At 49.4% G+C, this 21,607-nt stretch carries 26 protein-coding genes; 14 read left to right on the top strand and 12 right to left on the bottom strand.

Annotated features, from left to right (window positions below; genetic code table 11):
• Position 1: 1 nt before the first annotated feature.
• From GWG06_RS21775 to GWG06_RS30870, 3 genes are all read right to left on the bottom strand, one after another.
• Positions 2 to 1,138, bottom strand: coding sequence for a hypothetical protein (locus tag GWG06_RS21775; RefSeq protein WP_160715963.1), 1,137 nt, complete (start codon positions 1,136 to 1,138; stop codon positions 2 to 4).
• 64 nt (positions 1,139 to 1,202) lie between these two features.
• Positions 1,203 to 2,042, bottom strand: a complete 840-nt coding sequence (locus GWG06_RS21770) for a glycoside hydrolase family 16 protein (protein WP_160715962.1) — start codon at positions 2,040 to 2,042, stop codon at positions 1,203 to 1,205.
• 213 nt (positions 2,043 to 2,255) lie between these two features.
• Entirely contained in the window at positions 2,256 to 2,423 is a 168-nt protein-coding gene (locus tag GWG06_RS30870; RefSeq protein ID WP_202183089.1) for a class I lanthipeptide, read from the bottom strand.
• 213 nt (positions 2,424 to 2,636) lie between these two features.
• On the opposite strand from GWG06_RS30870, the gene GWG06_RS21765 reads away from it, so the two are divergent.
• From GWG06_RS21765 to GWG06_RS21755, 3 genes are read left to right on the top strand one after another with little or no spacing between them, the layout of a single operon-like run.
• Positions 2,637 to 2,972 carry an ArsR/SmtB family transcription factor gene (locus tag GWG06_RS21765; protein ID WP_338076701.1) on the top strand — a complete coding sequence of 112 codons (336 nt, stop codon included), beginning with the start codon at positions 2,637 to 2,639 and terminating at the stop codon, positions 2,970 to 2,972.
• Entirely contained in the window at positions 2,969 to 3,481 is a 513-nt protein-coding gene (locus tag GWG06_RS21760; RefSeq protein WP_127041669.1) for an SRPBCC family protein, read from the top strand. Before GWG06_RS21765 ends, GWG06_RS21760 begins: the two co-directional genes overlap by 4 nt.
• Positions 3,478 to 4,044 carry a dihydrofolate reductase family protein gene (locus GWG06_RS21755; protein ID WP_160715958.1) on the top strand — a complete coding sequence of 189 codons (567 nt, stop codon included), beginning with the start codon at positions 3,478 to 3,480 and terminating at the stop codon, positions 4,042 to 4,044. The genes GWG06_RS21760 and GWG06_RS21755 overlap by 4 nt, the downstream gene beginning before the upstream one ends.
• 178 nt (positions 4,045 to 4,222) lie before the next feature.
• On the opposite strand, the gene GWG06_RS21750 is transcribed toward GWG06_RS21755, so the two are convergent.
• Positions 4,223 to 4,771 carry a GNAT family N-acetyltransferase gene (locus GWG06_RS21750; protein WP_127041665.1) on the bottom strand — a complete coding sequence of 183 codons (549 nt, stop codon included), beginning with the start codon at positions 4,769 to 4,771 and terminating at the stop codon, positions 4,223 to 4,225.
• A 380-nt stretch (positions 4,772 to 5,151) separates the two neighbouring features.
• Here GWG06_RS21750 and GWG06_RS21745 point away from each other — a divergent pair, with 380 nt between their 5' ends.
• Entirely contained in the window at positions 5,152 to 5,475 is a 324-nt protein-coding gene (locus tag GWG06_RS21745; protein WP_127041663.1) for a S24 family peptidase, read from the top strand.
• A gap of 21 nt (positions 5,476 to 5,496) precedes the next feature.
• Here GWG06_RS21745 and GWG06_RS21740 read toward each other — a convergent pair whose 3' ends face one another.
• The 3 genes from GWG06_RS21740 to GWG06_RS21730 form a co-directional block, all read right to left on the bottom strand.
• Positions 5,497 to 6,303, bottom strand: coding sequence for a helix-turn-helix domain-containing protein (locus GWG06_RS21740; protein ID WP_160715956.1), 807 nt, complete (start codon positions 6,301 to 6,303; stop codon positions 5,497 to 5,499).
• 60 nt (positions 6,304 to 6,363) lie between these two features.
• Complete coding sequence (locus GWG06_RS21735) at positions 6,364 to 7,191, bottom strand: oxidoreductase (RefSeq protein ID WP_160715954.1); 828 nt, start codon at positions 7,189 to 7,191, stop codon at positions 6,364 to 6,366.
• A gap of 174 nt (positions 7,192 to 7,365) precedes the next feature.
• On the bottom strand, positions 7,366 to 7,704 hold the full coding sequence (locus tag GWG06_RS21730) for a YciI family protein (RefSeq protein ID WP_160715952.1): 339 nt from the start codon (positions 7,702 to 7,704) through the stop codon (positions 7,366 to 7,368).
• A gap of 120 nt (positions 7,705 to 7,824) precedes the next feature.
• Here GWG06_RS21730 and GWG06_RS21725 point away from each other — a divergent pair, with 120 nt between their 5' ends.
• Positions 7,825 to 8,205, top strand: coding sequence for a PH domain-containing protein (locus tag GWG06_RS21725; RefSeq protein ID WP_127041655.1), 381 nt, complete (start codon positions 7,825 to 7,827; stop codon positions 8,203 to 8,205).
• Here the strand turns inward: GWG06_RS21725 and GWG06_RS21720 are convergent.
• The gene (locus GWG06_RS21720) at positions 8,197 to 8,553 is read right to left on the bottom strand and encodes a hypothetical protein (RefSeq protein WP_160715950.1); all 357 of its coding nucleotides are present in this window, start codon (positions 8,551 to 8,553) and stop codon (positions 8,197 to 8,199) included. The genes GWG06_RS21725 and GWG06_RS21720 overlap by 9 nt on opposite strands.
• A 140-nt stretch (positions 8,554 to 8,693) precedes the next feature.
• Between GWG06_RS21720 and GWG06_RS21715 the strand changes: the two genes are divergently transcribed.
• Positions 8,694 to 8,960 (top strand): hypothetical protein, encoded by a 267-nt coding sequence (locus GWG06_RS21715; protein WP_127041651.1) that lies wholly within the window; start codon positions 8,694 to 8,696, stop codon positions 8,958 to 8,960.
• A 131-nt stretch (positions 8,961 to 9,091) separates the two neighbouring features.
• Positions 9,092 to 9,367, top strand: coding sequence for a hypothetical protein (locus tag GWG06_RS21710; protein WP_127041649.1), 276 nt, complete (start codon positions 9,092 to 9,094; stop codon positions 9,365 to 9,367).
• A 141-nt stretch (positions 9,368 to 9,508) separates the two neighbouring features.
• Here GWG06_RS21710 and GWG06_RS21705 read toward each other — a convergent pair whose 3' ends face one another.
• Positions 9,509 to 10,396, bottom strand: a complete 888-nt coding sequence (locus GWG06_RS21705) for an NmrA family NAD(P)-binding protein (RefSeq protein WP_160715948.1) — start codon at positions 10,394 to 10,396, stop codon at positions 9,509 to 9,511.
• An 82-nt stretch (positions 10,397 to 10,478) separates the two neighbouring features.
• Here GWG06_RS21705 and GWG06_RS21700 point away from each other — a divergent pair, with 82 nt between their 5' ends.
• The 4 genes from GWG06_RS21700 to GWG06_RS21685 all read left to right on the top strand — a co-directional run bounded on the left by GWG06_RS21700 (position 10,479) and on the right by GWG06_RS21685 (position 13,058).
• The gene (locus tag GWG06_RS21700) at positions 10,479 to 10,880 is read left to right on the top strand and encodes a winged helix-turn-helix transcriptional regulator (protein ID WP_160715946.1); all 402 of its coding nucleotides are present in this window, start codon (positions 10,479 to 10,481) and stop codon (positions 10,878 to 10,880) included.
• 16 nt (positions 10,881 to 10,896) lie between these two features.
• Complete coding sequence (locus GWG06_RS21695; RefSeq protein WP_160715944.1) at positions 10,897 to 11,379, top strand: hypothetical protein; 483 nt, start codon at positions 10,897 to 10,899, stop codon at positions 11,377 to 11,379.
• 77 nt (positions 11,380 to 11,456) lie between these two features.
• The gene (locus GWG06_RS21690) at positions 11,457 to 12,446 is read left to right on the top strand and encodes an energy transducer TonB (protein ID WP_160715942.1); all 990 of its coding nucleotides are present in this window, start codon (positions 11,457 to 11,459) and stop codon (positions 12,444 to 12,446) included.
• 39 nt (positions 12,447 to 12,485) lie between these two features.
• The gene (locus tag GWG06_RS21685; protein ID WP_160715940.1) at positions 12,486 to 13,058 is read left to right on the top strand and encodes a Crp/Fnr family transcriptional regulator; all 573 of its coding nucleotides are present in this window, start codon (positions 12,486 to 12,488) and stop codon (positions 13,056 to 13,058) included.
• Between the two features lie 23 nt (positions 13,059 to 13,081).
• Here the strand turns inward: GWG06_RS21685 and GWG06_RS21680 are convergent, their stop codons facing one another.
• Positions 13,082 to 13,894: an SDR family NAD(P)-dependent oxidoreductase gene (locus GWG06_RS21680; protein ID WP_160715938.1), complete on the bottom strand. Its 813-nt coding sequence runs from the start codon at positions 13,892 to 13,894 to the stop codon at positions 13,082 to 13,084.
• A gap of 215 nt (positions 13,895 to 14,109) precedes the next feature.
• A complete protein-coding gene (locus GWG06_RS21675; RefSeq protein WP_160715936.1) occupies positions 14,110 to 14,868 on the bottom strand; it encodes an SDR family NAD(P)-dependent oxidoreductase in 759 nt (252 codons plus the stop codon).
• A gap of 255 nt (positions 14,869 to 15,123) precedes the next feature.
• Here GWG06_RS21675 and GWG06_RS21670 point away from each other — a divergent pair, with 255 nt between their 5' ends.
• Together GWG06_RS21670 and GWG06_RS21665 are read left to right on the top strand one after the other, a co-directional pair.
• Positions 15,124 to 16,452 carry an amidohydrolase family protein gene (locus GWG06_RS21670; protein ID WP_160715934.1) on the top strand — a complete coding sequence of 443 codons (1,329 nt, stop codon included), beginning with the start codon at positions 15,124 to 15,126 and terminating at the stop codon, positions 16,450 to 16,452.
• A 21-nt stretch (positions 16,453 to 16,473) separates the two neighbouring features.
• Positions 16,474 to 17,157: a GNAT family N-acetyltransferase gene (locus GWG06_RS21665; RefSeq protein WP_160715932.1), complete on the top strand. Its 684-nt coding sequence runs from the start codon at positions 16,474 to 16,476 to the stop codon at positions 17,155 to 17,157.
• A 101-nt stretch (positions 17,158 to 17,258) separates the two neighbouring features.
• Here GWG06_RS21665 and GWG06_RS21660 read toward each other — a convergent pair whose 3' ends face one another.
• On the bottom strand, positions 17,259 to 18,827 hold the full coding sequence (locus GWG06_RS21660) for a discoidin domain-containing protein (RefSeq protein ID WP_160715930.1): 1,569 nt from the start codon (positions 18,825 to 18,827) through the stop codon (positions 17,259 to 17,261).
• Positions 18,828 to 19,146: 319 nt separating this feature from the next.
• Between GWG06_RS21660 and GWG06_RS21655 the strand changes: the two genes are divergently transcribed.
• Positions 19,147 to 21,540 carry a glycoside hydrolase family 2 protein gene (locus GWG06_RS21655; protein ID WP_160715928.1) on the top strand — a complete coding sequence of 798 codons (2,394 nt, stop codon included), beginning with the start codon at positions 19,147 to 19,149 and terminating at the stop codon, positions 21,538 to 21,540.
• The last annotated feature ends 67 nt before the right edge of the window (positions 21,541 to 21,607 follow it).

The raw sequence follows: 21,607 nt of genomic DNA, 5'->3' as shown, positions 1-21,607 counted from the left end.
GTTAACTGCTTTTCTTTGCCTCGATGTAAGGAAGATCCTGCAGTGAATTAGGTTTCAGGTATATCACATGATGCTGGAAATCCAGCAGGGTGTTGAACCGTTTTAATACTTCGTTACCCAGTATATGCGTTTTGAACCTGGCAGGGTTGGCGGTGGCCATCAGCTGTACCGGGATATTATACAGCGGCAGGGCGCCCAGCATCAGTTTTTCATTGTTGACGGTTATCACCGGTATTTCTTCTCCCTGCCCGTTTTTCATCACTACTTTCCGGATTATCTCCAGGTCCTGCGGATACTGCTGCTCCCGCATAATAGTGGTATCCAGCATGATGGTACGCTGGTAGCCGTTATCGAACAGAAAGCGGCTGGTATATTTTTTACGCTGTACTTCCAGTGTTCCCTGTACACAGATGGAATAGTGAGTGTATTCGATGGGTAGTTTCGTATAGCCTTTACCGATGGCAGGCATACGCGAGTGTACCACGAAGATATGCCGGTCATAATCTATCTCTACTATCTTCCCGTCGAACAGATCCCAGCCAAAGCGGCCATCGGTGCCTTGTCCGGACAGCACCACCTCATATACGTGCAGGCTGTCCCAGCTCAGGTTGCCTATCTGCAGCCGGTTGTGCAGGATATCGGGCGTCTGTATTTTCCGCTGCAGGATATCGTTGGTCAGCAGCAGCCCTGTAGCGCCGGAGTCGAACTTCAGGTATATGGTATCTTTCCCGTTGATGACCGCTTTTATTTTTATGTTATTCCAGGCCGTCAGCTCAAAGGGGATCGTGTCGCGGGTAACCGGCATATTTGCGTAATGCTGCAGCGGCGGACTTTCCAGCCTGGTATAACAGCTGTCTTTTCCGTTGAGCAGCACGATAAAGTCGAAGGCAGCTCCCGGTTTAAGTTTAACGCGGATAGAATCCCGGTCGGTATAAAAGCGGATCCATTTCGGTGCAGTGATTTTTGTGGTAGTGTGTACATCCGGTTTGGCAGCCGGAGTGATATGCCAGTTATACCGGTCTTCATCACCTTCCACAATTACGGCCTCCGCTGAGCCGGCATGGATTACAGGAAGTGGCTTCTGTGCTGCGGCTGCAGCCGTTATCAGTAAAACCGGCATCAGCAGGAAATATTTCATATAAGGCATAAGTTTTATCAGGGATGATGTTGTTGTTGTACAAAATAGAAAAATATACCGGCTGTTACTGGTATACTTTCACCCAGTCAATAATCATTTGTACGGGTAATGTTTCCGGTTGAACCTTGCCCACCCAGCTGCCGCCCAGCTGCTGATCTATGAGCAGGTAGAAGGGCTGGTCGTAGGGCCACTGGGTAATATCGGCGCCCGGTACATAGGGATAGGTGAAGGTTTCTTTACCGTTGAGGTAGAAGACGATCTTATCAGGATACCAGCGGATACCGAAAATATTATATTCGCCGGGATTGAAATGTGCAGTGCCGGAATGTGGCGGATTGTTTGTCTGCTTCAGTTCAAGGGTATACCAGGAGTGGGTGGTCTGATAGATAATGCTGTCATAGTTGAGATGTTCCATGATATCTATCTCTCCGTTTTTCGGGTAGGCGCCGTATTTGTCTGTTTCGGCGAGCATCCAGATGGCGGGCCAGGCTCCCCGGGCAGATTCAAGGCGGGCGCGGATTTCCACCATACCGTATTGAAACGCAAATTTCCCTTTGCTGTAAATGCCGGCCGTCAGGAACGGGCGATGATCCTTGCTGGTATCCGGATTTACCATGCCGCGCAGGTAAAGTTTACCGCTATCCAGTTTATAGCAGCGCGGATCATTGGTCATATGCCGGCCCCAGTCTGCATTGTTGGGGGGTATCAGTGTCCACTTGGAAGTATCCAGTGCCGGACTGTTGAAGTTGTCTTCCCACACCAGCTGCCAGGACTTGTTTTCCCTGCCGGCTGCCTGTATGTACAAATGTTTTTTTCTGACAGTTACTTTTCCTGTATTGCAGGCAGATAAGACTACCAGGCACAGCAGCCATACTGCCGCCGGTTTGTAAGGCATTCCTTTCATAAAGCATTTCATTGTCCGCAACGAAAGTAACCAATCAGATTAAAAACAGGAAGGAATTTGTAAGGAAGGTCCGCAATAAAAGAGGCAAAACAATCTTATGTATAAAAAAATCTCTGCTCATCTCTCCGCACTTCATCCGCTATTTGTAAATCGCCATCCGTAATTCATCAAAACCCTGTAGCAGGGCCACTTACCCTGCTACAAGGCAATCATTTAATCACACCAGCATGTTCTCCATTCTGAGTATGGAATACAGCTTTGTTTGCAGGAGTAACTAATGGGAGTTCCGGCGCCACCTTTTACCTGAAGTTGGCTGGTAGCATCCAGGCTGGCTACCTTAATCTTGCCCAATGAGAGCTTTTTGGTTGTTACCTTTTTCATGGAATTACGGGTTTGGTTATAACGTTGAAAGATACGGACGCCGGTGTGACGGTTGAGCTTTTTTCCGGCGTGCCTCGTCGGAGGCAATTCGGTGTAAAAACGCCCATGACTCTTCTTTTCTTGTGCCCGGCAATTATTTTTTTAAAATTTCTCCGGAAAAAATTGCGCAAGTAAATGATTGCATATATATTTGCAATCAAATGCTTGCATATAATGGAAATCAGAAGAGATGTATTTCAGGCTATAGCGGATCCGACGAGAAGACAGATTATAGAAATGCTGATGAAGCAGCCGCTGAATCTGAACACGATAGCGGAGAACTTTGATGTAAGCCGGCAGGCAGTATCCCTGCACGTGAAAATACTGGCGGAATGCGGCCTGGTCATTATCACGCAGCAGGGGAGGGAGCGCTATTGCGAAGCGCAACCCGACAAGCTGAACGAGGTAGCCGCCTGGGTAGAGCACTGCCGCCGGTTCTGGACAACGCAATTCAAATCACTGGATAAATACCTGCATCAGGTGCAGACAAATAAAAAAAGTAAAAAATGAAAACACACACTACCGACCGCGAAGCAGACTTTTCCCTGGTACATGTATGTAACGCCCCCAGGAGCCTGGTATTTAAGGCTTTCAGTAATGCGGATGCCCTGAATGAGTGGTGGGGGCCGGTGGAAACCAATAACAGCGTTATCAGCCTGGATTTCAGACCAGGAGGTATTTTTCATTTCAGCATGGAAGCTGGCGGACATGTTTCCTACGGTCGTTTTTTGTTCCATCAGATTATACCGGATGAGCTGCTGGAGTTTACCAATGCTTTTGCAGATGAAAAGGCGCAGGTAGTAAAGCCGCCTTTTGACCTGGATTTTCCGCTGGAAATATTTTACCGGATTGTTTTTACGGAGGAGAAGGGGAAAACTACGCTCACCCTTACAGGTTATCCGGTAGATGCTACTCCGGAAGAAGCGGCCGGCTTCAGGTCTATCCGCGGCAGCATGGATCAGGGTTTCAGCGCTACCTTCGGGCAATTGTCCCGCTTTCTTGAAAAACAAGGTATATGAGAAAATTAATACTGCAAATGCAGATGTCAATCGACGGTTTTGTGTCTGCCGGTCCTGCGGATGACCAGCAATGGATTACCTGGGCCTGGGAGGAAATCCGCCCGCAGGTCAGCGCCCTGCTGGAAGGCTCGGATACTATTCTCATAGGCCGCAAGCTGGCGGAAGATTACATTCCTTACTGGATGGATGTGGCCACACAGCCGGATCATGAAATGTATGAAACAGGCCTGCGTATTGCAGCAGCCAGGAAGGTGGTTTTCACTAAAACGTACGCAGCTTCCATTTGGGAGAACACAGCGTTGGCCACCGGTGATCTGACGGAAGAAGTAAACCGTCTGAAACAACATCCGGGAAAAGACCTCATCGTATACGGCGGCACCAGCTTTGTGGCGGCGCTCATCAAAGCCGGTCTTATCGATGAATTCAACCTGTTTGTCAACCCTGTGGCATTGGGGCACGGCGATCCCGTTTTCCATCTGCTGAACAGACATCTGTCTCTGAAACTGAAGAACAGCATAGCCTATAACAGCGGTATTGTACTGCTGCAATATGGAAGTATATAACGTTAACGATTACACGTAAATAATTGATATCCTCACCTGTGCGCAGTTAAACCGTACTGCGCACCTTCCTTTTTTATCTCCGCTCATATCATCACCAAAAATCTCCGATCAAATCTTCTCCCAAAAAACTCCGCTCAAATCTCCGCTCACATTCGTAATTCGTAATTCGCAATTCCTCTCAATCCCAGTTCCAAACAACCACCTCCCAACTTCCCAGTTTATCCTCATAACGATGTATCGTACGGAAACCTGTTCGCTGGTGTGCGCGGAGTGAACGGTGATTAGCGACGGAAATTTCGGTCAGCAGGAAATCATAGCGGGCTGCATACAGTTTTTTGTGATGATCGTACAGCTGCTGGAACACACCTTTGCCGCGGTAGTCGGGATGCACGCATATCTGTCCCATGACATAGTAATGATAGCTGTTGAGTGGTTTGTCATTGTAGGTAATCTGTTCAAAATGCTGCAGCATTTCTTTCAGCGGCGGATAGATGTCTGCCGCTTCTTTGGTGAGCACAATGGCGTAGCCGGCAACGGTATCACCGTCTTTTACAATGACCGGTGGTGTTAACCGGTGTACCTGCTGCAGAATTTCCATGTTGTAGGACCAGGTAACAAAGCCTTCTTTTGCTTTTTCTGCTGCTGTGAGCAGGGCTGTGTTATTGGCCTGTGAGAGGGCGGCTATCTGTTCCAGTTCCTGATCGTTTGTTACTATTGTTGCATGCATATGTTATCCGTTCTCGTTAATTAGAATGACTTAAAGATAAGGTAGTTTAACAGAAAATGGTGCAGCTGCCGTTACCCGTTTTTTCGTAGGGGCGGTTCCGTGAGTGATTTTTTTTCGGGAGAAAATAAGCAGTTGGCAGAAATTTGTTATTTTTGCACAGATAAAACCCATAACCTGGTCCAGCCACAGGTTAGTATTTTAGTCGGACTGAATAGTCAGGTTGCCTTTGTTTCCCCGCGCCCCGTCAAAGCAGCACAGATTTTTATTCCAGACAACAAATGAGGTGAATGTATAATGCCGCCTGCGGCAGATGTCTTGCAGCGTCCTTTCCGGATATCCGGAAACAGGGCTGTTATTTTAAAAATTTAAATAATGAACCTATGAACAAGTATGAAAGATTGAAACAGGACCTGGAAACCACGGGTACCGGAAAGATGAAAGCCTTTGGCACCTCCATGTTACCTATCCTGAAAAGTGGCACCCTGCTTACTTTTGAAAAAGCGGAAGAATATGTTACCGGTGATATAGTCTGCTGTAAAGTGAAGGGCCGTTATATAGATGCGCATAAAATTGTGAAGAAGGACAGCCACAAAGGTTTCCTGATAGCCAATAATCACGGATTTGAAAACGGGTGGACGCGCACTGTTTACGGAAGGGTAGTAACCGGCGAGTATGAGAATAAAGTTATCTACCGCCGCCGTTAGCGCCCCGGTCTTGCGCCGCTGTCAGATTCTGGTCGGCGAAGCCCCGTACATCTTTTTAAAGGCGAAAGAAAAATGAGAGAGATCTTCAAAGCCCACTTCAATATATACGTCCGACGCTGACGCGCCTTTCTCCCTTATCAGATAATATGCTTCCTGTAATCTTCGCTGCTGCAGCCATTTTCCCGGCGGCATGCCGAAGGTTTTTTCAAAATCGCGCTTGAAGGTAGACAAGCTCCTGCCTGTGAGATAGGCAAAGCGGTTCAGCGAAGTATTGAAATGAAAATTCTGCTGCATGAAAGCCTCCAGGTCTATTCTGCCGGGAGCGGCAAAATCGAACAGTACATCCTTCAGGGTAGCATTGCTTTGAAGCAGTATGCCGATGGCTTCCTGCTGTTTGAGTGACAGCAGTACTTCATTGCCTTCCTGTATCAGTTCATCATAGGGTTTCAGCGAATCAAAGTAAGCCTTTACAAATGGTGTGGCATGGATGGGTATTACCGGTGGCTGCTCCTGCTGCGGGTTGGCGGTAAAGCCGTATGTTTTGCTGAAACGCTGTAGCGTAGCCTGGTCCAGGTAAACGGAGATATTCAGAAATGGCGCCGTTGCCGCGGGTTGTTTCACGAATTTCATCAGGTTGTTCCGGCGGGTGAGCCGGCAGCTGCCTTCCGTGAAAGTATATTCCCGGACACCGTCATGCATGGTAATGCTGCCGGAGAGCTGGTAGCTGAAAACATGTTCCGGAATAAACTGTTCGCCTTCCCTGACCCTGCTGGTATAGCAGGAAAGGGAAATCTGCTTTTGCTGTATGTGAGGTGTTGCTGCATTCATGGAAAATAAAGTTACCAATAAAGGGCGTAGCCGCAAAGACAGGCTGCGCCCTTTAATGTGTCAGGAGGCATCTGTGGAAAGACTTACCGGCAGCCATTTTTCAAACTCTGCCTGGCGGATGGCTTCCGATTGTTGCAGTACGGATACAGCATCGCTGCCGAGGATGAGATGTACCGGCGGTTCCGGATTATCGGCCAGGGCCATCAGCACCTGCGCCATTTTTTCCGGGCTGCCTTTGCCTTTGAAGCTGCCGTTTCTGAAGGCGGCAACACGCTGGTCAACCGTTGTATCATAACCTTCCACGGCGGGCGCGTATCCCATGGAATCGCCGCCCCAGTCTGTCAGGATGCCGCCCGGTTCCACAGCAGTGACTTTAATACCCAGCGGCGCTACTTCTTTAGCCAGGGCTTCACTGAAGCCGGATAACCCGAATTTGGCGCTCTGGTAAAGGGAGAGGCCGATGCTGGTGATGCGTCCGCCGACAGAGCTGATCTGCAGAATATGACCGCTGCGTCTGGACCGCATGTGAGGCAGTACCGCACGGGTAACGGCAACCGGGGCATACAGGTTTACGGCATACTGACTGCGGACCTGTTCTTCTGTATATGCTTCCGCTGCGCCGGCGATGCCGGAGCCGGCATTATTAACGAGTACGTCTATACGTCCGAAATGTGCGATAGTAGTTGTAACCGCCTGCTGTATCTGTTCGGGATCGGTAACATCCAGCTGAACGGGCAGCAGTTGTTCCGGGTAGGCGGCGGCGAGGTCCTGCAGCTGTTCAGGGTTACGTGCTGTGGCAGCTACCAGATCTCCTTTAGCGAGGGCAGCAGCGGTGATACTTCTTCCTAATCCCCTGGCGCTGCCGGTAATAAACCAGACTTTTTTCATAGCAATGATTTTTTATGATGGTACAAAGTTGCACCATCAGCGGGGAGACTGCTTTGTTGTGGAGTTCAATGTTACTTTGTTGGAAAGGTCAGGCTGCGGGGGAGGAATGGAATAACAAAACAGGCGTGGTTCGCCTGTTGCAGACGAACCACGCATATCATCATCGGTAATGGTTTATATTGCCCAGATCTCCCTGACTTCCACATTGCCGCCGCCGGCAAAAACAGGGCATTCTCTTGTCAGTTCTACAGCTTCTTCCAGGGAGGAGGCTTTGATGATGGTGAATCCGCCAACAGCCTCTTTGAGTTCCATATAGGGACCGTCAGTTACGATATGCTGTGGTCTGACCACTTTACCGTGCGGGTACAGTCGTTGTCCGCTGTCTACCAGGTTGTTGCCGGCGGCCAGTTTGCTGATCCAGTCCATCCATTGCTGCATGTTGGTCTGTGCCTGTTCCTGAGTACGTTGCGGTGCATTCAGGTCTACTCTGAATACTAAAAGAAAATTTTTCATGACTGATAATTTTGTTGTTATAATCAGATGACAATCTGTTCAACGAAAAATGGACAGGAAAGGCAAAAAATTTTTTGATAGCTAATTTGATAGCTTTGCCGTCAAATGTAACTATTCATTATGGGATTTTTTTCAGGGCTCCTGGGCAATGCAGGAGCGGTAGACCGGGAGCAGCTTACCAAAGAGTACGGCAGGTTGCTGATAGATACCGAAACGATAGAGCTGGGCTTCCGGCTGATCCGGGATACGTTTATTTTCACGAACAAGCGCCTGATTCTGGTAGATAAGCAGGGGCTTACCGGCAGTAAAACGGAATACCGCAGTATTTCCTACAGAAGTATTTCCCGTTTCAGCGTAGAAACCGCCGGTACATTTGACCTGGAGGCGGAGCTGAAAATATGGATCTCCGGTGAGTCGCAACCCAGTATTACCCGGCAGTTTACCAAGTCGGTAGATGTATACGAAGTGCAGAAGGTGCTTGCCTGGTATGTGTTAGGCTGATAACCTGCACAGAAGGTATACCGCCGCAAACAGCAGCATCAGTACCGCTGCCAGGATTACTGTTTCCAGTATAAACAGACGGTCGGATGTGCTGCTGTTATTATATGGCAGGAAAGCATCTGCGATGCCTTCTACATAGGTATCGGTATAATAGGTTTCAATGGTGACATATTCCTGGTCGGCTATCAACTGATACTGCAGGGTGTACATGCCGCCCTGCCGGTTAAATGCTGTAAGGGCCAGGATGCCCATCAGCAGTGATATGGCGGGTTCGGGGGTGGTGAATTTTTTAACATGCATTTCCTTTACCGGGTATTGGGTGGTTTTAAAAACAATTCTGCAATCCATTAAGAAATCTGTTTGAGAGAAAAATTCATTTATGTGATAAATGTATTCAATTTTAAGATAGATAATTGTGTTTTTGTGATATTTTATTACACCAAAATGATTGCATTATTATCTTTCTGATATAAAAAGATTTGGTGCATATGAAAAAAGCTAAAATTGCCTCCAGGGCAGCTATAGGAGAGATGGTTTCGATGGGTAAAATTACCAGTATGGACGACCTGCTGGAGATAATCCCCCTGAAACAGATTTGCGAAAGTACGGGCATGCATTATTCCACCATGCACCGGAAAGCCAGAAATCCTGGTTTGCTGAAAATAGAAGAATGCAGATTACTGGCCGCATTCCTGCAAATACCGCCGGTTGATGTCGTAAATATGGTGCTCCGGCATAATCCTGCCGTTCTCTGATAAATTTATGGGAAATTATTCAATTTTGTGATATTTTTATTCACAAATAAGATATATGATTATCAAATTGAGTTAATTTATTACAGTATGCTTTCCCACTTACTAATTTTCTGAAAAGAAAAAAGATAGTAATGGCGAAAGTAAAAGATACGAGGATAGAAGCGGTGAAGTCGCTGGTGGAAGCTAATAAGCTCACCAGCCTGCAGGGTGTATTTGATATCATCCCTTTTACCGCTGTCAGCACCGCTACCGGCATACATTATTCTACCCTCCACAAAAAAGTACATACGCCCGGATTACTGAAAATAGACGAATGCATCCTGCTGGCAGAATACTTCGGTATTACGCCGGATAGTATATTGCAGCTGGCGCTGAATGATATGAAATACAGGCAGTCCAGGAAGTAAAGAGACTTTTTTTATAGAATTACGAATTACGAATTGCGAATTACGAATGTAAAAGCGAAGAACGAAGCAAAGCTCAAATATGAGATCCGCTTCGTTCTTCGCTTTTACATTCGTAATTCGCAATTCGTAATTCGTAATTCTTTACGCCATATATGTTTTTGCGAATTCCTCCGCAAATGCTGAAAACCTGATCTCTCCGTACGCCTGCTCCCGGTATTGGCGGAAATGGCTAAGCAGGGTATTGTTGCGGAGGGCAATACCGATTTCAATCATATATACCATGGCCATTTCTTCAGAGAAGCCGTTCTGTTGCAGGGAAGCCAGGAGGGCTTCATCGGAAAAGGCAGTCCAGGAGAGGTGGGGCATGGCAATAGCAGCTCCCAGTATACTGGCCAGTTCATCGCCGGTTTTTACATCGCTGACAACGTATTGTACCTGTTTGCCGGTAAAGAGACGGTTCATGGCCTTGGCTGCGGCAGCGGCGATATCTGCGGGATGTGTGAGCGCCATTTCCACGTCGCCGCTGAAATTGTTACCGAGCAGCTGCTGGTATTTTATCAGGGGAATAGCGCCGTAGAAATTGCTGTAGAACATACCCGGACGTAAATGGAGTGTGTGCGTGTCCGCTAGTGTGTTCAGCATGGCTTCCACATCATGACTTGCCCCTGCAGGCCCTGCACCCGCTGCATCGTGCGCACCTACTGCACTGAGATTCACCACATATTTTACGCCTGCCTGTGCAATGGCCGCTGCATAATTTTCGCCGGTAGCCCGGATATACGCCCGCAGATCCCGCGCAGCATAATCCGGTGGTATCATGGTGTATACAATGTCCGCTCCGGTAAATGCCTGTTGGAGAAATACGCGGTCTTTCACGGAGCCGATGGCAGCAGTTGCACCCAGTGCCGTCATCGCAGCTGCGCGCTCCGGCTGCTGGCTGATAACTGTTACCTGGTGGCCTGCCGTTACCAGCTGAGGTATGAGATATTGATTGATGTTGCCTAATGATCCTGTTAATGTAATCTTCATAAAAATGTGGTTTGTTTTTTTCTTTGTCAAAGGTAGATTTGCACTTACTTTTGTACAAGTACTTACCCTAAAGTAGGTTGCTATGACAGCGATTAAAGAAAGTTCAGCCATACAGGCCAACAAACAGGCAGCCTTCCAGGAATGCCCTGTTACCTATGTCATGGAAAAGATCGGTGGATACTGGAAGCCGATTATTCTTTTCCATCTGCTGGGAGGCCCCCGGCGCTACAGTGATCTCCGCAAATCCATTCCTGCCATCTCGGAAAAGGTATTAATACAGCAGCTGAAACAACTGGAAGCAGATGGACTGCTCCTGCGTCAGGTGATGCAGGTGGTGCCGCCGCATGTCACTTACAGCCTGACGGAAGCAGGCAGAAGACTGCATGCCGTACTTTACGCCATGGCTGCCTGGGCGGTGGAAGACAGTAAAGAAAACGCTGAAACCTTTACCCGTAATCTGCAGCACTTTCCTGGTATCTCCTGACTAATTCCCGTTGCCTGTGTCCCGTAAACGCCTGCTGCCCTGGATCCTGATCGTAGCCCTGTCCGGGCTGGTATATCTGCTGACTATGCTGATTCCGGATACCTTTTTATATTATTTCTTCCGGGATTATTCCCGGCTGCGGCTATCTTTTGAGAATAAAATTCCCTTCCACGGTGAATATTTCATATATGCGTTACCGTTTCTTATTATGATGGCTAACGTATATGAGCTATGCAGCAGGCCGGACGATGTACCGCTGTACAGATGGGCGCGATCGTGGCTGACACTGGGATTAAGTTTCGTGGCTGCGGGACTGATATATCTCTGCCTGGGTAAACCGCAAATCTGGAACCTCTTCTACAGCCATCGTGGTATTCCGGCCGTTGCATTCAGTATGCTGGCGGCGGTACTTACTTTCGGATGGCTGCTCTGCGTGGAAGGTGTGCGGCTGGTAATCGCCATAACCAGATGGGTAAAGGCCCGCCGGCAATCAAAATAATTTCCGGTAAATTATCAGCGGCAACCACCGTATTCAGCGGTTTAAATATTACATTTGATAAAATCATCTCCCCGGATATGAAACTGATTTTATCCCTGTGCTGTTGCTGCTTCCTTTGGCAGGCAGCCTCCTCCCAGACTTACCGGTTTAATGACTCCACCTTCCTGATATTTCTCAATGACCAGCAATGTGAAGTGGAGAAAAAGGAAGACGCGGCTTCTTTCCGTTTAATCTACGGTATTCATCAGGCCCGTGCACGCTACGACGTAAAAGACTTTTACGTGACCGGAGAGCTGAAGATGGCCGGTGGCAGTACTTCTAAAGAAAGACTGATCAGAGACGGAGAATTTGCCTGGTACAGAAAGGGGGAGAAGCGGCCTTACCAGACCGGCAATTATTCACGGAATGGCAAGACCGGCGTCTGGTTTGAGTATTATCCCAATGGAAAAGTCAGACAGCAGTCCGTCGCTTACCTCCAATCAGAGCGGGAAAAGCGGAGAATTGATAACCGCATTAATACCGATGAAATTATCAACAGCTGGGACAGCACCGGCATACAGGAAGTGAAGGAAGGTAACGGAGCGTATTCCCTGCGCAACGATCAATACAAGGTGATAGCTGCCGGCCTTATCAAAAACGGCTGGAAGGAAGGCGCCTGGGAATATTTTGACTCTACCGGAAAGAAGCTGCGGACGGAAGAATACAGCCATGGTGTATTACAGAAAGGCATCAATTTTAAGGATGGGCAGGAACTGACTTATACCATACAAAGAGTGTTGCCCGTATTTCCCGGAGGTACCGGCGCCCTGGGCTCCTTTATCAGTACAAAGCTGGTCTATCCCCGTGCAGCCATCAGCAAAAGCATTCAGGGCACCGTACTGGTGAGGTTCACCGTAACGACCGACGGAACGCTGCGTGATATTACGATTTGTCAGAAGGTAGAACCTTCCATGGACAAGGAGGCCTTACGTGTGGTAAGTATAATGCCTCCCTGGACACCGGGCGAAACCTACGGTGCAAAGCAGGATGAGGTGTTTATTCTGCCAGTCCGGTTTGTACTGGAGTAACGGCAATAATCTGTAACTTAGGGTATATAACGTTTCCGCATGAACGATTTCTGGTCCAATGCCGATAAATACTACAAGCTGACCGATAGTTCCAAAGCGCTGATCGGTCCGTTGCTGCAGCGGAAAATGCTTGCCAGACAGGAAATATTTCTGCATGAAGGAGCGGTGCCCCGCAATGTGGCTTTTATTGAAAGCGGCCTCCTGGCATATTACTACACGGATAATACCGGTAACAGAATCATTAAGCGTTTTTTTAAGGAACAGGAGTTTGTCAGCTCCCTGGCTGCCAGCATCACCGGAAAGCCGGGAGCCTTTACTATTGAAGCCCTGGAAGATACGGTGCTGTACCAGTTTCCGTTCACCTCCTTCAAAGCGCTCGTCAACACCCACTTTGACGTAGCGTTGCTGTACATTCACTATCTCGAAAAAAACTGGGTGACCGATAAGGAACCGATGGAGATTATCCTGAAGCACCAGACTGCCAGGCAACGGTACCTGGATTTCATGAAGGAACATGCTTCCCTGGCGGCGCGCCTGAAGCAGCATCATATTGCCTCCTACCTCGGCATTACGCCTACGCAGCTGTCGCGCATCAGGGCAGAAGAACACTGACTACGGCGCCGGATATACGAATATCAGGCGCTTACCAGCGGGATATCTGCTATCCGGTAGTTAATGCCGGTAGTGGTGCCTGCGGTCACATCAATGGTAACACCGGTAATCTTTCCGGCCATCGGCGACGCCAGGAAAACAGCGACATTGGCGATATCTTCCATAGCAGGCAATGCCTTGAGCATGGTATCATCCTTCAGCTTATTGAGGAACCAGGTACCCATCTCCTGGTCTGCTGCCATCGCTTCCATAAAGGGTCTGGAATCCGGTGAACCGGCTGACCGGATGTTCACCACTCTCACGCCGAACTGTCCCATTTCACTGGCAAAGTTCCTGGAGAAGCCTTCTACCGCGCAGCAGGCGGGCCCGAAGCCTCCTGTCATCGGATATCCGATACCGCCAGGCGTAGCCGTCAGCGATAATATCACGCCGGACTGCTGCTGTTTCATTACTCTTCCTGCAGCCGTTCCGGTCAGGAACTGTGTTGTCATAGCCACATTGAGCGGCCGTAGAAAGTCATCCGGCTCCATCTCCGTCAGCGGCATATTCTGTACATCTCTCCAGCCAATGGCATTGAAGGAAATATCCACGCTGCCAGCCTGTCTGACAACCGACTCCATATGCTGATCCACTGCACGTTTATCCAGCGCATCCACTACTGCCTGCGATGCATTGCCGCCTGCAGCAATAATACCTTCTGCCGTTTCCCGGACATTGTGCTCATGAAGTCCGCTAAGAAATACCTGTGCGCCGGCCGCCGCAAATGCGCGCGCTACTGCGCCCCCCAACGATCCGCCTGCACCATAGATTACTGCATTTTTTCCCTGAAGCAACATAAAATGATTTTGTACAAACGTACAATAATCAGGAGGTAAGAAGTAGGGGGAGACGCGACAAAGTGAGGGGAAAATACGACAGGACCCCTTCGGGGGAAATTATGAATTATGAATTAAGAATTATGAGTTAACGTGAAGATATATGCGAATAGCAAAATTTTACTATTCGCATATATCTTCACGTTAACTCATAATTCATAATTCTTAATTCATAATTATTTCGCCGATGATCCTCCGTCAATCACATATTGCGCTCCCGTAATAAACTGGCTGTCATCGGAGCCGAGGAAAAGTACGAGTCTGGCAACTTCCAGCGGTTGTGCGTATCGGCCCAGCGGGATGCCGGCGGCAAATGTTTTACGCATGGCTTCTGCCTGGCCGGGCTGGTAGCCTTCTTCGACGGCGCGCATCATGCGGTTGTCGACAGGGGAAGGGTGGATGGTGTTCACGCGTATGTTGCGGGGGGCGGCTTCCAGCGCAGCTGTTTTCATGATGCCCAGGGTGGCATGTTTGCTGGTGGTATAGGCCACAAAATTGGGAGAGGCGCCCAGTCCTGCTACGGAGGAGGTGATAATCATGCTGCCGCCGTCGTTCATCTGCGGCAGTACGTATTTACATCCCAGGAATACGCCTTTTACGTTTACCGCCATCACTTTGTCGAATACATCTTCCGGAAATTCGGTAATGGGTTTAACACTGCCTTCAATACCGGCGTTGTTGAAGAAGATATCTATCTTACCGAATTTTTTTACAGCCTCCTGTGCGTACCTTTCTACATCTGCGGAGACGGTGACGTTGGCTGTTACATAGGCGGCATTATTGCCGAGCGAGGCAGTCACTTCTTTCAGCGCTGCTTCGTCCAGGTCTACCAGCACTACTTTGGCGCCTTCTTCAATGAATAACTCCGCTGTTGTTTTTCCGATGCTGCCGGCGCCACCTGTAATCAGGGCTACTTTGTTTTCCAGTTTTTTCATGGCTCGATATTTTAGTGTGATGCAATACAATTACGAATTGCGAATGACGAATTGCGAATGAGGAGCGAAGACATCAGCGAATAAAAATATTCATCCGCTCCTATCTTCGCTCCTCATTCGTAATTCGCAATTTGTAATTCGTAATTATAATTGTGTTGTGCGCAGGTTTTAACGTTTTGGTAAGATATAGAAAAAATGTTGCTGTAAAGCCTCCGTCTGTTTAAATGCATTATCTTGTTATTTCAAAGGAAGAGGATGAAACAACTACAGGTGACTTTCATAGCCGCTTTGCTGCTGATGACTGCCGGTGCGCATGCACAGCAGCCCACGCTGGTGATCCGAAACATCCGTGTGATACCCATGACCACCGATACTATCCTGCAGGACCGGGATGTATGGATTGCCAACGAAAAAATTATACGTATTACACCGGCTGCCGGGAAACGCGCATTCAGAAAGAAGGGCTTCCGGCAGATCAACGGAACGGGAAAATACCTGATTCCTGGTCTGACAGACAGCCACGTGCATTACAAAAACTATGTGTCTGTTTTCCATGAATGCGACAGCCTCTATCTACGCTATGGCATAACCGGCGTGCTGGCCCTGAACGGCCGGCCGGAGCTGCTGCGTCACCGCGACAGCATCCGTCGCGGACTGCTGCAGGGCCCGGATATTGTATGTGCCAGTCCGCCGATGAATGATTCCACTATGACTGCCGAACAGGCCGTCGCCAAACTGGATACCTTCCGGCAGGCAGGATACGATTTTGTGAAGATATACTCAGACCTGTCGAAGGAAGGATTCAACGCTTTCAGCCAACATGCAGCCGCATACGGTCTGCGGCTTGCCGGACATATCCCGCAGCGTGTTACCACCATGGGAGTGCTGCACAGCCGGCAGGAACTGATCGCACATGCGGAGGAGTATTTATACAGCCCGCCGGTGAATTATTTTATGGGCAACATAGAAACGCCTGTGCTGCCGGATACTTCGCTGATTCCTATGCTGGCAAAGGCTACCGCTGATGCGCACAAGGCGGTTTCTCCCACGTTGATTACCTTTTATTCCATCTGGCAGACGGCGGAAGATGTAAACAGCTACCTGTCTGCCATGCCACTGCCGGCCATTGATCCGGTAGCGGTCACCTGGGACTGGATGAACAGCGGTATTCCGCAGAAGTTCGCCGCTCCCCGCGGCAGACAGAGAATGCAGGCGGCCTTTGATTTTCAGCTGCAGCTGGTGAAAGCGTTCAATGACCGGAAGGTATTGCTGCTGGCTGGTACAGACGCACCTACTATGCCCGGACTGGTACCGGGATATTCCCTGCACCTGGAGTTGCAGCTGCTGCACAAGGCAGGGCTGTCTAATTACGAAGCGCTGAAAACGGCTACCGTCAACGCAGCGGAGTTCCTGCATACGGCAGACCGGTACGGTACCATCAGCGAAGGCAAGGAAGCTACGCTCATCATCCTGGATCAGAACCCGTTTACTGATATACAACACACCTTGTCTGTCAACACGGTTTTACTGAAAGGGAAAATAGTGTCAGCCGGACAGCCATCACGCGGACGCAGGCTTTTTTAACAGATAAAAGAAACGATAGTTATGAACGAGAACGTATTGGATAATCCCGCCTGGGCGGCGCTGACAACAGCGCAGGCTCATTTTGCGGAAGGCGGTGAAGATGCAAAAAGATACCAGGAAAGCATATTGCCCTTTGCAGCAATTCGTACAGCCGTTGACGGTAGTGCAGTTGCTTTGGATGCTTTCATCAACAAGGGAGAGGCTTTTTTTCTTATCGGGGAAGTACCGGCATTACCGGCTTCGTGGACCAAAGTGCTGGAGCTGCCGTGTGCGCAGATGGTATTGCGCCGGGAACCGCCGGCCAGCAGTAAGGAACCGGTGGATATTTCCCTGCTGGGAGAAGCAGATGCGGATGATATGCTGGCATTGGTCAACCTGGTGCAACCCGGATATTACAGAAGAGATTCCAGGATGCTCGGTAATTATTATGGTATCCGTCAGGAAGGCCGGCTGGTGGCAATAGCGGGAGAGCGCATGCGCCCTGCCGGATTCAGTGAGCTGAGCGCCATTTGTACACATCCGGAATATACCGGTCGCGGATATGCGCAACAGCTGATGGTACAGATATGCCGCCGGCATGCAGCTGAGGGCATTGTTTCATTTCTGCATGTAGCGTTGACAAATGAGCGGGCTATCAGGTTATATGAGCATATGGGGTTTGAGCAGCGCAGGGTTATCAATTTTCATAAGTTTGTGAAGGAGTAAAATGATGAATGAGGAATAGGAGCGCAGACAGGCAGCGCGCTTTTGTCAGAATAGAAAGATCCTCGCCGGTTCCTGATTGCAGGAACCGGCGAGGATCTTTTTTAGTTGCTGAAAGCGCCTAATTCCGACAGTACGGCATAATGAGAGCCGTTGTAGTTGGAAGCAGTAACTATCTTGATATACCTCGCACTGATGGCGGAAGCAAAGGTGATGTACTGTTTGCTGTTTACATTGGCCAGTGTATAACTACCGCGGGAAGTATAACTGATGTTATTGGTACTGGTATATACGGTAATACCTTTCAGTGAACCGTTGAGGTTTTCACGCTGCAGGAAGGCAAGCCCCTTGATGGTTTGTGTAGTATTCATTTTTACCACTACGGTATGCGGATGCGCCGGCTGTACGGACTTCCACTGGGTATGCCATACGGTAGCCTGGTTGTTGTCCAGCAGATTGGCAGCAGGTCCGTCATCTTCCTGGCTGCTGACAGAGGAGATGCTCCAGCCGGATTTATTCAGTTCGTCTTTGGTACTGAAATTAATTACCGGCTCATTATTAACAAAAGAGTACGGGTAAGAAATTTCACTGGAAGAACCGTTTGTATACAGGAAGCTGATACGCAGGTCGTAGTTGCCGGTCGTATTATGCAGCTCGCTGACAGGCATACTGATGCTGAAGCTGTCGCCTGCAGGCGTGGCAACCCACGGAACGGCATCATAATCGTCGCCACCTTCCGGATCATTGTAGATATTCACCCGGTTGACCGTCCGGTTGGAAGTAAATTTGACTTTCAGTTCGATGTTGCCGCCGGTATAGCTGCCTTTAATCAGGCTGATGGTAGTATTGCCGCCGTTATAGAGTCCGGTGCCGGTAGTGGTGCGGAAAGTCTGGCTATTGTTGAGGATAGCGGCGCTGGCGGCGGTCAGGAAAGTAGGCGATTTGCCATAGGTGTAATTGCCGCTTCCCATGAGCGCCGTGCCTTTGGCGGGGTCTGCCAGTTCAGATACTTTTTCCTTGTTGTGTGGCAGGTTCAGGCCATGGCCGAGTTCATGCATGAGTCCTCCGATCCATTTGGTAGCCCGGTTGCCCAGGGTGGTGTTTTGTCCGAGATAGCTGGTATCCATTTCGGCATAATCCAGTGCAAAGCACCAGCGTCCGAGGCCGTAGAAAGGCACGCCGCCGGGGTCGCCGTCTGCCGCATAGGTACTGGCCGGCATGATGACAAGCGTATGCTCACTCCGCTTTTCAGCAGGGTGGGAGGAGAACCAGGTGTTCAGCTCATCGATAACTGTGTTGCCACCGCCTTCGTAGGGGTAGTTGTCTTTGGTAAGCGCGCCCCTGACTACATTGACCTTTACCTGCCCGGAAGATTCCAGGGCCAGACCAAACGAGCGGTCGCCATACCCATAATAGTTCATCCATTTACCATAAAAACGCTGTCCCTGTTTCAGGATACCGTTTAGCCGTGCCCGGTAGTTGGTAATGGTGTCATTGTCTGACGGTACAAAATAGATGACATTCAGCTGGTAGGCGCTGGTTAGAAGCTCAGTGGCAGCTTTCGGATCGCCGGAAGGAGTGGGCTGATCAGATACCACTTTCTTGCTGCATGCCATGGCGGCGGATAATAACAATGCTCCTGCCAGCATGGAATACGGGGTGTGTTTTTTCATTGTTCAGTTTTTAGATGAAATAAAACGGGAATCGTACAGATTTTAGCTGTAAATATTTGGTTGTAATGACAGATGCTGGTGAAGGTTTTTCAAGTTCACATTTCGTGTTAACAAGATAAGTAAAAAATACATTTCTCCCAACGGCTGTTAAAAAATGTATCTGTTAACCCGGTGTTATGCAATCCTGCAACATGGGAATGATGTATATTTTACCCTCGGCCGATTGTTTTAAAGACCCCCCTGAAAGGAATTCACCCGGATGAATAGGACTAAGTAGCTTATATCACGTTATAATACCAACACAAATACTGTATCAACCATGTTAAGAAGAACAACAAAGCAGGTGTGGCTGACTGCTGCGGTGGTATTTTCCCTCGCCGGACCCGTGGCAGCGCAGGATACCTGGCGTATGCAACCGGTTGCCATCCGGAGCAGGTGGGCAAAGGAAGTAACCCCGCAGAACGCACTGACTGCTTATCCGCGCCCGCAGATGGAAAGAAGGGACTGGCAGAATCTGAACGGCCTGTGGGACTATGCCATCACCGGAGATGAAAAAAAGTTACCCGCGAAGTACGACGGACAGATACTGGTGCCTTATCCCCTGGAATCTGCGCTGTCAGGCGTTAAAAAAGCGTTGCGCCCCGATCAGTACCTCTGGTACAGAAAAGTGGTGAATGTACCGGAAACAGGAGGAAACAGGCTGCTGCTTCACTTCGGTGCGGTAGACTGGCAATGCGTGGTATTTGTCAATGGTAAGGAAGCAGGTGGTCACACCGGCGGCTATACGAACTTTACCATCGATATTACAGACGCAGTAAAGCCGGGTGATAATACTATCCAGGTAAAAGTATATGATCCTTCCGACCGTGGCGCCGGCCCCCATGGCAAGCAGGTGCTCAACCCGGCTGATATTTACTATACGCCCAGCTCAGGCATCTGGCAGACAGTATGGCTGGAAAAGGTACCTCAAGACTATATCAGCGGGTTGTATTTTACTCCGGATATAGATAAGGGGGTACTGAACATTACCGTGAAGGCTCCGGCAGGATATACCGTTGAAGTCAGCGCGCTGAAAGACGGGGCCGTGGCAGGTACCGTTAAAGGCGCGGCAGGCGCCGCCCTGAAGCTGCCCGTGACGCAGCCGGTACTGTGGTCGCCCGCCAGCCCCTTCCTCTATGACCTGCAGGTACGCCTGATGAAAGGCAGCAAACAGGCCGATGAAGTGAAAAGCTACTTCGGGATGCGTAAGATCACTGTAGAGAAAGATGATAAAGGCGTGGAACGCATCTTCCTGAACAATAAACCTTATTTCAATCTCGGCACACTTGATCAGGGGTTCTGGCCGGAGGGCATCTATACAGCGCCCACAGATGAAGCGCTGGCATTTGATATCAAAGCCATCAAGGCGATGGGCTTTAACACCATCCGTAAACATATCAAAGTAGAACCCGCCCGCTGGTACTATTGGGCCGATAAGCTGGGGATGCTCGTATGGCAGGATATGGTAAACCCCAATCAGCGCCTGCCGGAAGGCTCAAAACCGCTCTTTGAGCAGCAATGTAAGGAAACCCTCGCACAACTGCATAACAACCCCTGTATCACTACCTGGGTGCTGTTTAACGAGAAGTGGGGAAGGTTTGATCAGCAACGGCTGACGGAATGGATTAAAAAAACAGATCCTTCCCGCCTGGTAAACGGTCACTCCGGAGAAATACTGTATGTGAATGAAAAACTCCGCAGCCCAAGCCCTAACGCTTACGTCAGCGCTGATATGACAGACGTGCACAGTTACCCCGATCCCATGAATGCGATGAAACTACCCGGCAAAGCCCGTGTACTGGGAGAGTTCGGGGGTATCGGCGTATTTATTCCGGACCATCAGTGGAATACCAGCAGCGCCTGGGGCTATATCATGGAGAAGCCCGCCGCCCTGAAATCCAAGTACGCCATCATGAATCAGCACCTGCAGCTCCTGCAGCGGGAAGGGCTTTCCGGCAGCATCTACACGCAGCCGTTCGATGTGGAAGGAGAACAAAACGGCCTGATCACCTACGACAGGGAAGTGGTGAAAATACCTTTCGCCGCGTTACGTAAAATACATGCGCCGCTGAACAGCGATATCGGTACTATTCCTGAAGTAACTGCCGCTGATGCAGACCTGACAGATCCTTCCGAAACCTACAGCGCCCTGCTGCAGCAATATGTTGATGGAGACAGGAAGCCGGATTTCCTTCGCAAACTGGCGATGATGGCATCACAGACCGGCGACAAGACCGGTGCTGCCCGTATCAGCGGCGACTACTTCGCTATGCTGAAACCTCCCTACGCCGCGGAAGATCTTAACTACGTGATGACCGTAACCCGCAACACAAAGGATACCGGTTTCAGTATCATCCGCGATAACATCGCAGCAATTGACACCGCTTTAGGGCCCCGTCAGGCAGAAGTGAAAATGATGTCGCTGATTTTTCAGGACCTCATCGCTCCCTATGTAGCAGACCCGAACGCTTCCCCGGACTGGAACAGCATCTACACTACCGTTAAGCCCTACGGCGCACCCGGTGAAGAAATCTTTCTGCGCGCCAAAACCATTCACCTGCTCAACAAGCAGGACAAGGCCGGCTATAAACCAGTTGCCAGAGAATACCTGGAGAAATACGGACAGTACGTGAAAGCAGAAGAGAAGAAAAAACTCGAAGCATTTATGAATTGAGTGGACCCCCTCCAATATTGGAGATTTTATTATTTTTTTATTTGAGATTTTGAAGCTGATCCTGGTT

Origin of the sequence: Chitinophaga solisilvae (assembly GCF_009928525.1) — a bacterium.
GTDB classification, from domain to species: Bacteria; Bacteroidota; Bacteroidia; order Chitinophagales; family Chitinophagaceae; genus Chitinophaga; species Chitinophaga solisilvae.
Note: the sequence above shows the minus strand (reverse complement) of the source record. Positions and strands in the feature narration are given on the sequence as shown.

Excerpts from the sequence above, each read along its gene's own strand:
- GWG06_RS21675 (WP_160715936.1), bottom strand. The coding sequence starts at position 14,868 with ATGAAAAAACTGGAAAACAAAGTAGCCCTGATTACAGGTGGCGCCGGC.
- GWG06_RS21760 (WP_127041669.1), top strand. The coding sequence starts at position 2,969 with ATGAAAACACACACTACCGACCGCGAAGCAGACTTTTCCCTGGTACAT.
- GWG06_RS21730 (WP_160715952.1), bottom strand. The coding sequence starts at position 7,704 with ATGAAAAATTTTCTTTTAGTATTCAGAGTAGACCTGAATGCACCGCAA.
- GWG06_RS21685 (WP_160715940.1), top strand. The coding sequence starts at position 12,486 with ATGAACGATTTCTGGTCCAATGCCGATAAATACTACAAGCTGACCGAT.
- GWG06_RS21715 (WP_127041651.1), top strand. The coding sequence starts at position 8,694 with ATGAAAAAAGCTAAAATTGCCTCCAGGGCAGCTATAGGAGAGATGGTT.
- GWG06_RS21765 (WP_338076701.1), top strand. The coding sequence starts at position 2,637 with ATGGAAATCAGAAGAGATGTATTTCAGGCTATAGCGGATCCGACGAGA.
- GWG06_RS21665 (WP_160715932.1), top strand. The coding sequence starts at position 16,474 with ATGAACGAGAACGTATTGGATAATCCCGCCTGGGCGGCGCTGACAACA.
- GWG06_RS21735 (WP_160715954.1), bottom strand. The coding sequence starts at position 7,191 with ATGAAAAAAGTCTGGTTTATTACCGGCAGCGCCAGGGGATTAGGAAGA.
- GWG06_RS21655 (WP_160715928.1), top strand. The coding sequence starts at position 19,147 with ATGTTAAGAAGAACAACAAAGCAGGTGTGGCTGACTGCTGCGGTGGTA.
- GWG06_RS21690 (WP_160715942.1), top strand. The coding sequence starts at position 11,457 with ATGAAACTGATTTTATCCCTGTGCTGTTGCTGCTTCCTTTGGCAGGCA.
- GWG06_RS21705 (WP_160715948.1), bottom strand. The coding sequence starts at position 10,396 with ATGAAGATTACATTAACAGGATCATTAGGCAACATCAATCAATATCTC.
- GWG06_RS21775 (WP_160715963.1), bottom strand. The coding sequence starts at position 1,138 with ATGAAATATTTCCTGCTGATGCCGGTTTTACTGATAACGGCTGCAGCC.
- GWG06_RS21670 (WP_160715934.1), top strand. The coding sequence starts at position 15,124 with ATGAAACAACTACAGGTGACTTTCATAGCCGCTTTGCTGCTGATGACT.
- GWG06_RS30870 (WP_202183089.1), bottom strand. The coding sequence starts at position 2,423 with ATGAAAAAGGTAACAACCAAAAAGCTCTCATTGGGCAAGATTAAGGTA.
- GWG06_RS21700 (WP_160715946.1), top strand. The coding sequence starts at position 10,479 with ATGACAGCGATTAAAGAAAGTTCAGCCATACAGGCCAACAAACAGGCA.
- GWG06_RS21725 (WP_127041655.1), top strand. The coding sequence starts at position 7,825 with ATGGGATTTTTTTCAGGGCTCCTGGGCAATGCAGGAGCGGTAGACCGG.
- GWG06_RS21720 (WP_160715950.1), bottom strand. The coding sequence starts at position 8,553 with ATGGATTGCAGAATTGTTTTTAAAACCACCCAATACCCGGTAAAGGAA.
- GWG06_RS21745 (WP_127041663.1), top strand. The coding sequence starts at position 5,152 with ATGAACAAGTATGAAAGATTGAAACAGGACCTGGAAACCACGGGTACC.
- GWG06_RS21710 (WP_127041649.1), top strand. The coding sequence starts at position 9,092 with ATGGCGAAAGTAAAAGATACGAGGATAGAAGCGGTGAAGTCGCTGGTG.
- GWG06_RS21740 (WP_160715956.1), bottom strand. The coding sequence starts at position 6,303 with ATGAATGCAGCAACACCTCACATACAGCAAAAGCAGATTTCCCTTTCC.
- GWG06_RS21750 (WP_127041665.1), bottom strand. The coding sequence starts at position 4,771 with ATGCATGCAACAATAGTAACAAACGATCAGGAACTGGAACAGATAGCC.
- GWG06_RS21660 (WP_160715930.1), bottom strand. The coding sequence starts at position 18,827 with ATGAAAAAACACACCCCGTATTCCATGCTGGCAGGAGCATTGTTATTA.
- GWG06_RS21680 (WP_160715938.1), bottom strand. The coding sequence starts at position 13,894 with ATGTTGCTTCAGGGAAAAAATGCAGTAATCTATGGTGCAGGCGGATCG.
- GWG06_RS21770 (WP_160715962.1), bottom strand. The coding sequence starts at position 2,042 with ATGAAAGGAATGCCTTACAAACCGGCGGCAGTATGGCTGCTGTGCCTG.
- GWG06_RS21755 (WP_160715958.1), top strand. The coding sequence starts at position 3,478 with ATGAGAAAATTAATACTGCAAATGCAGATGTCAATCGACGGTTTTGTG.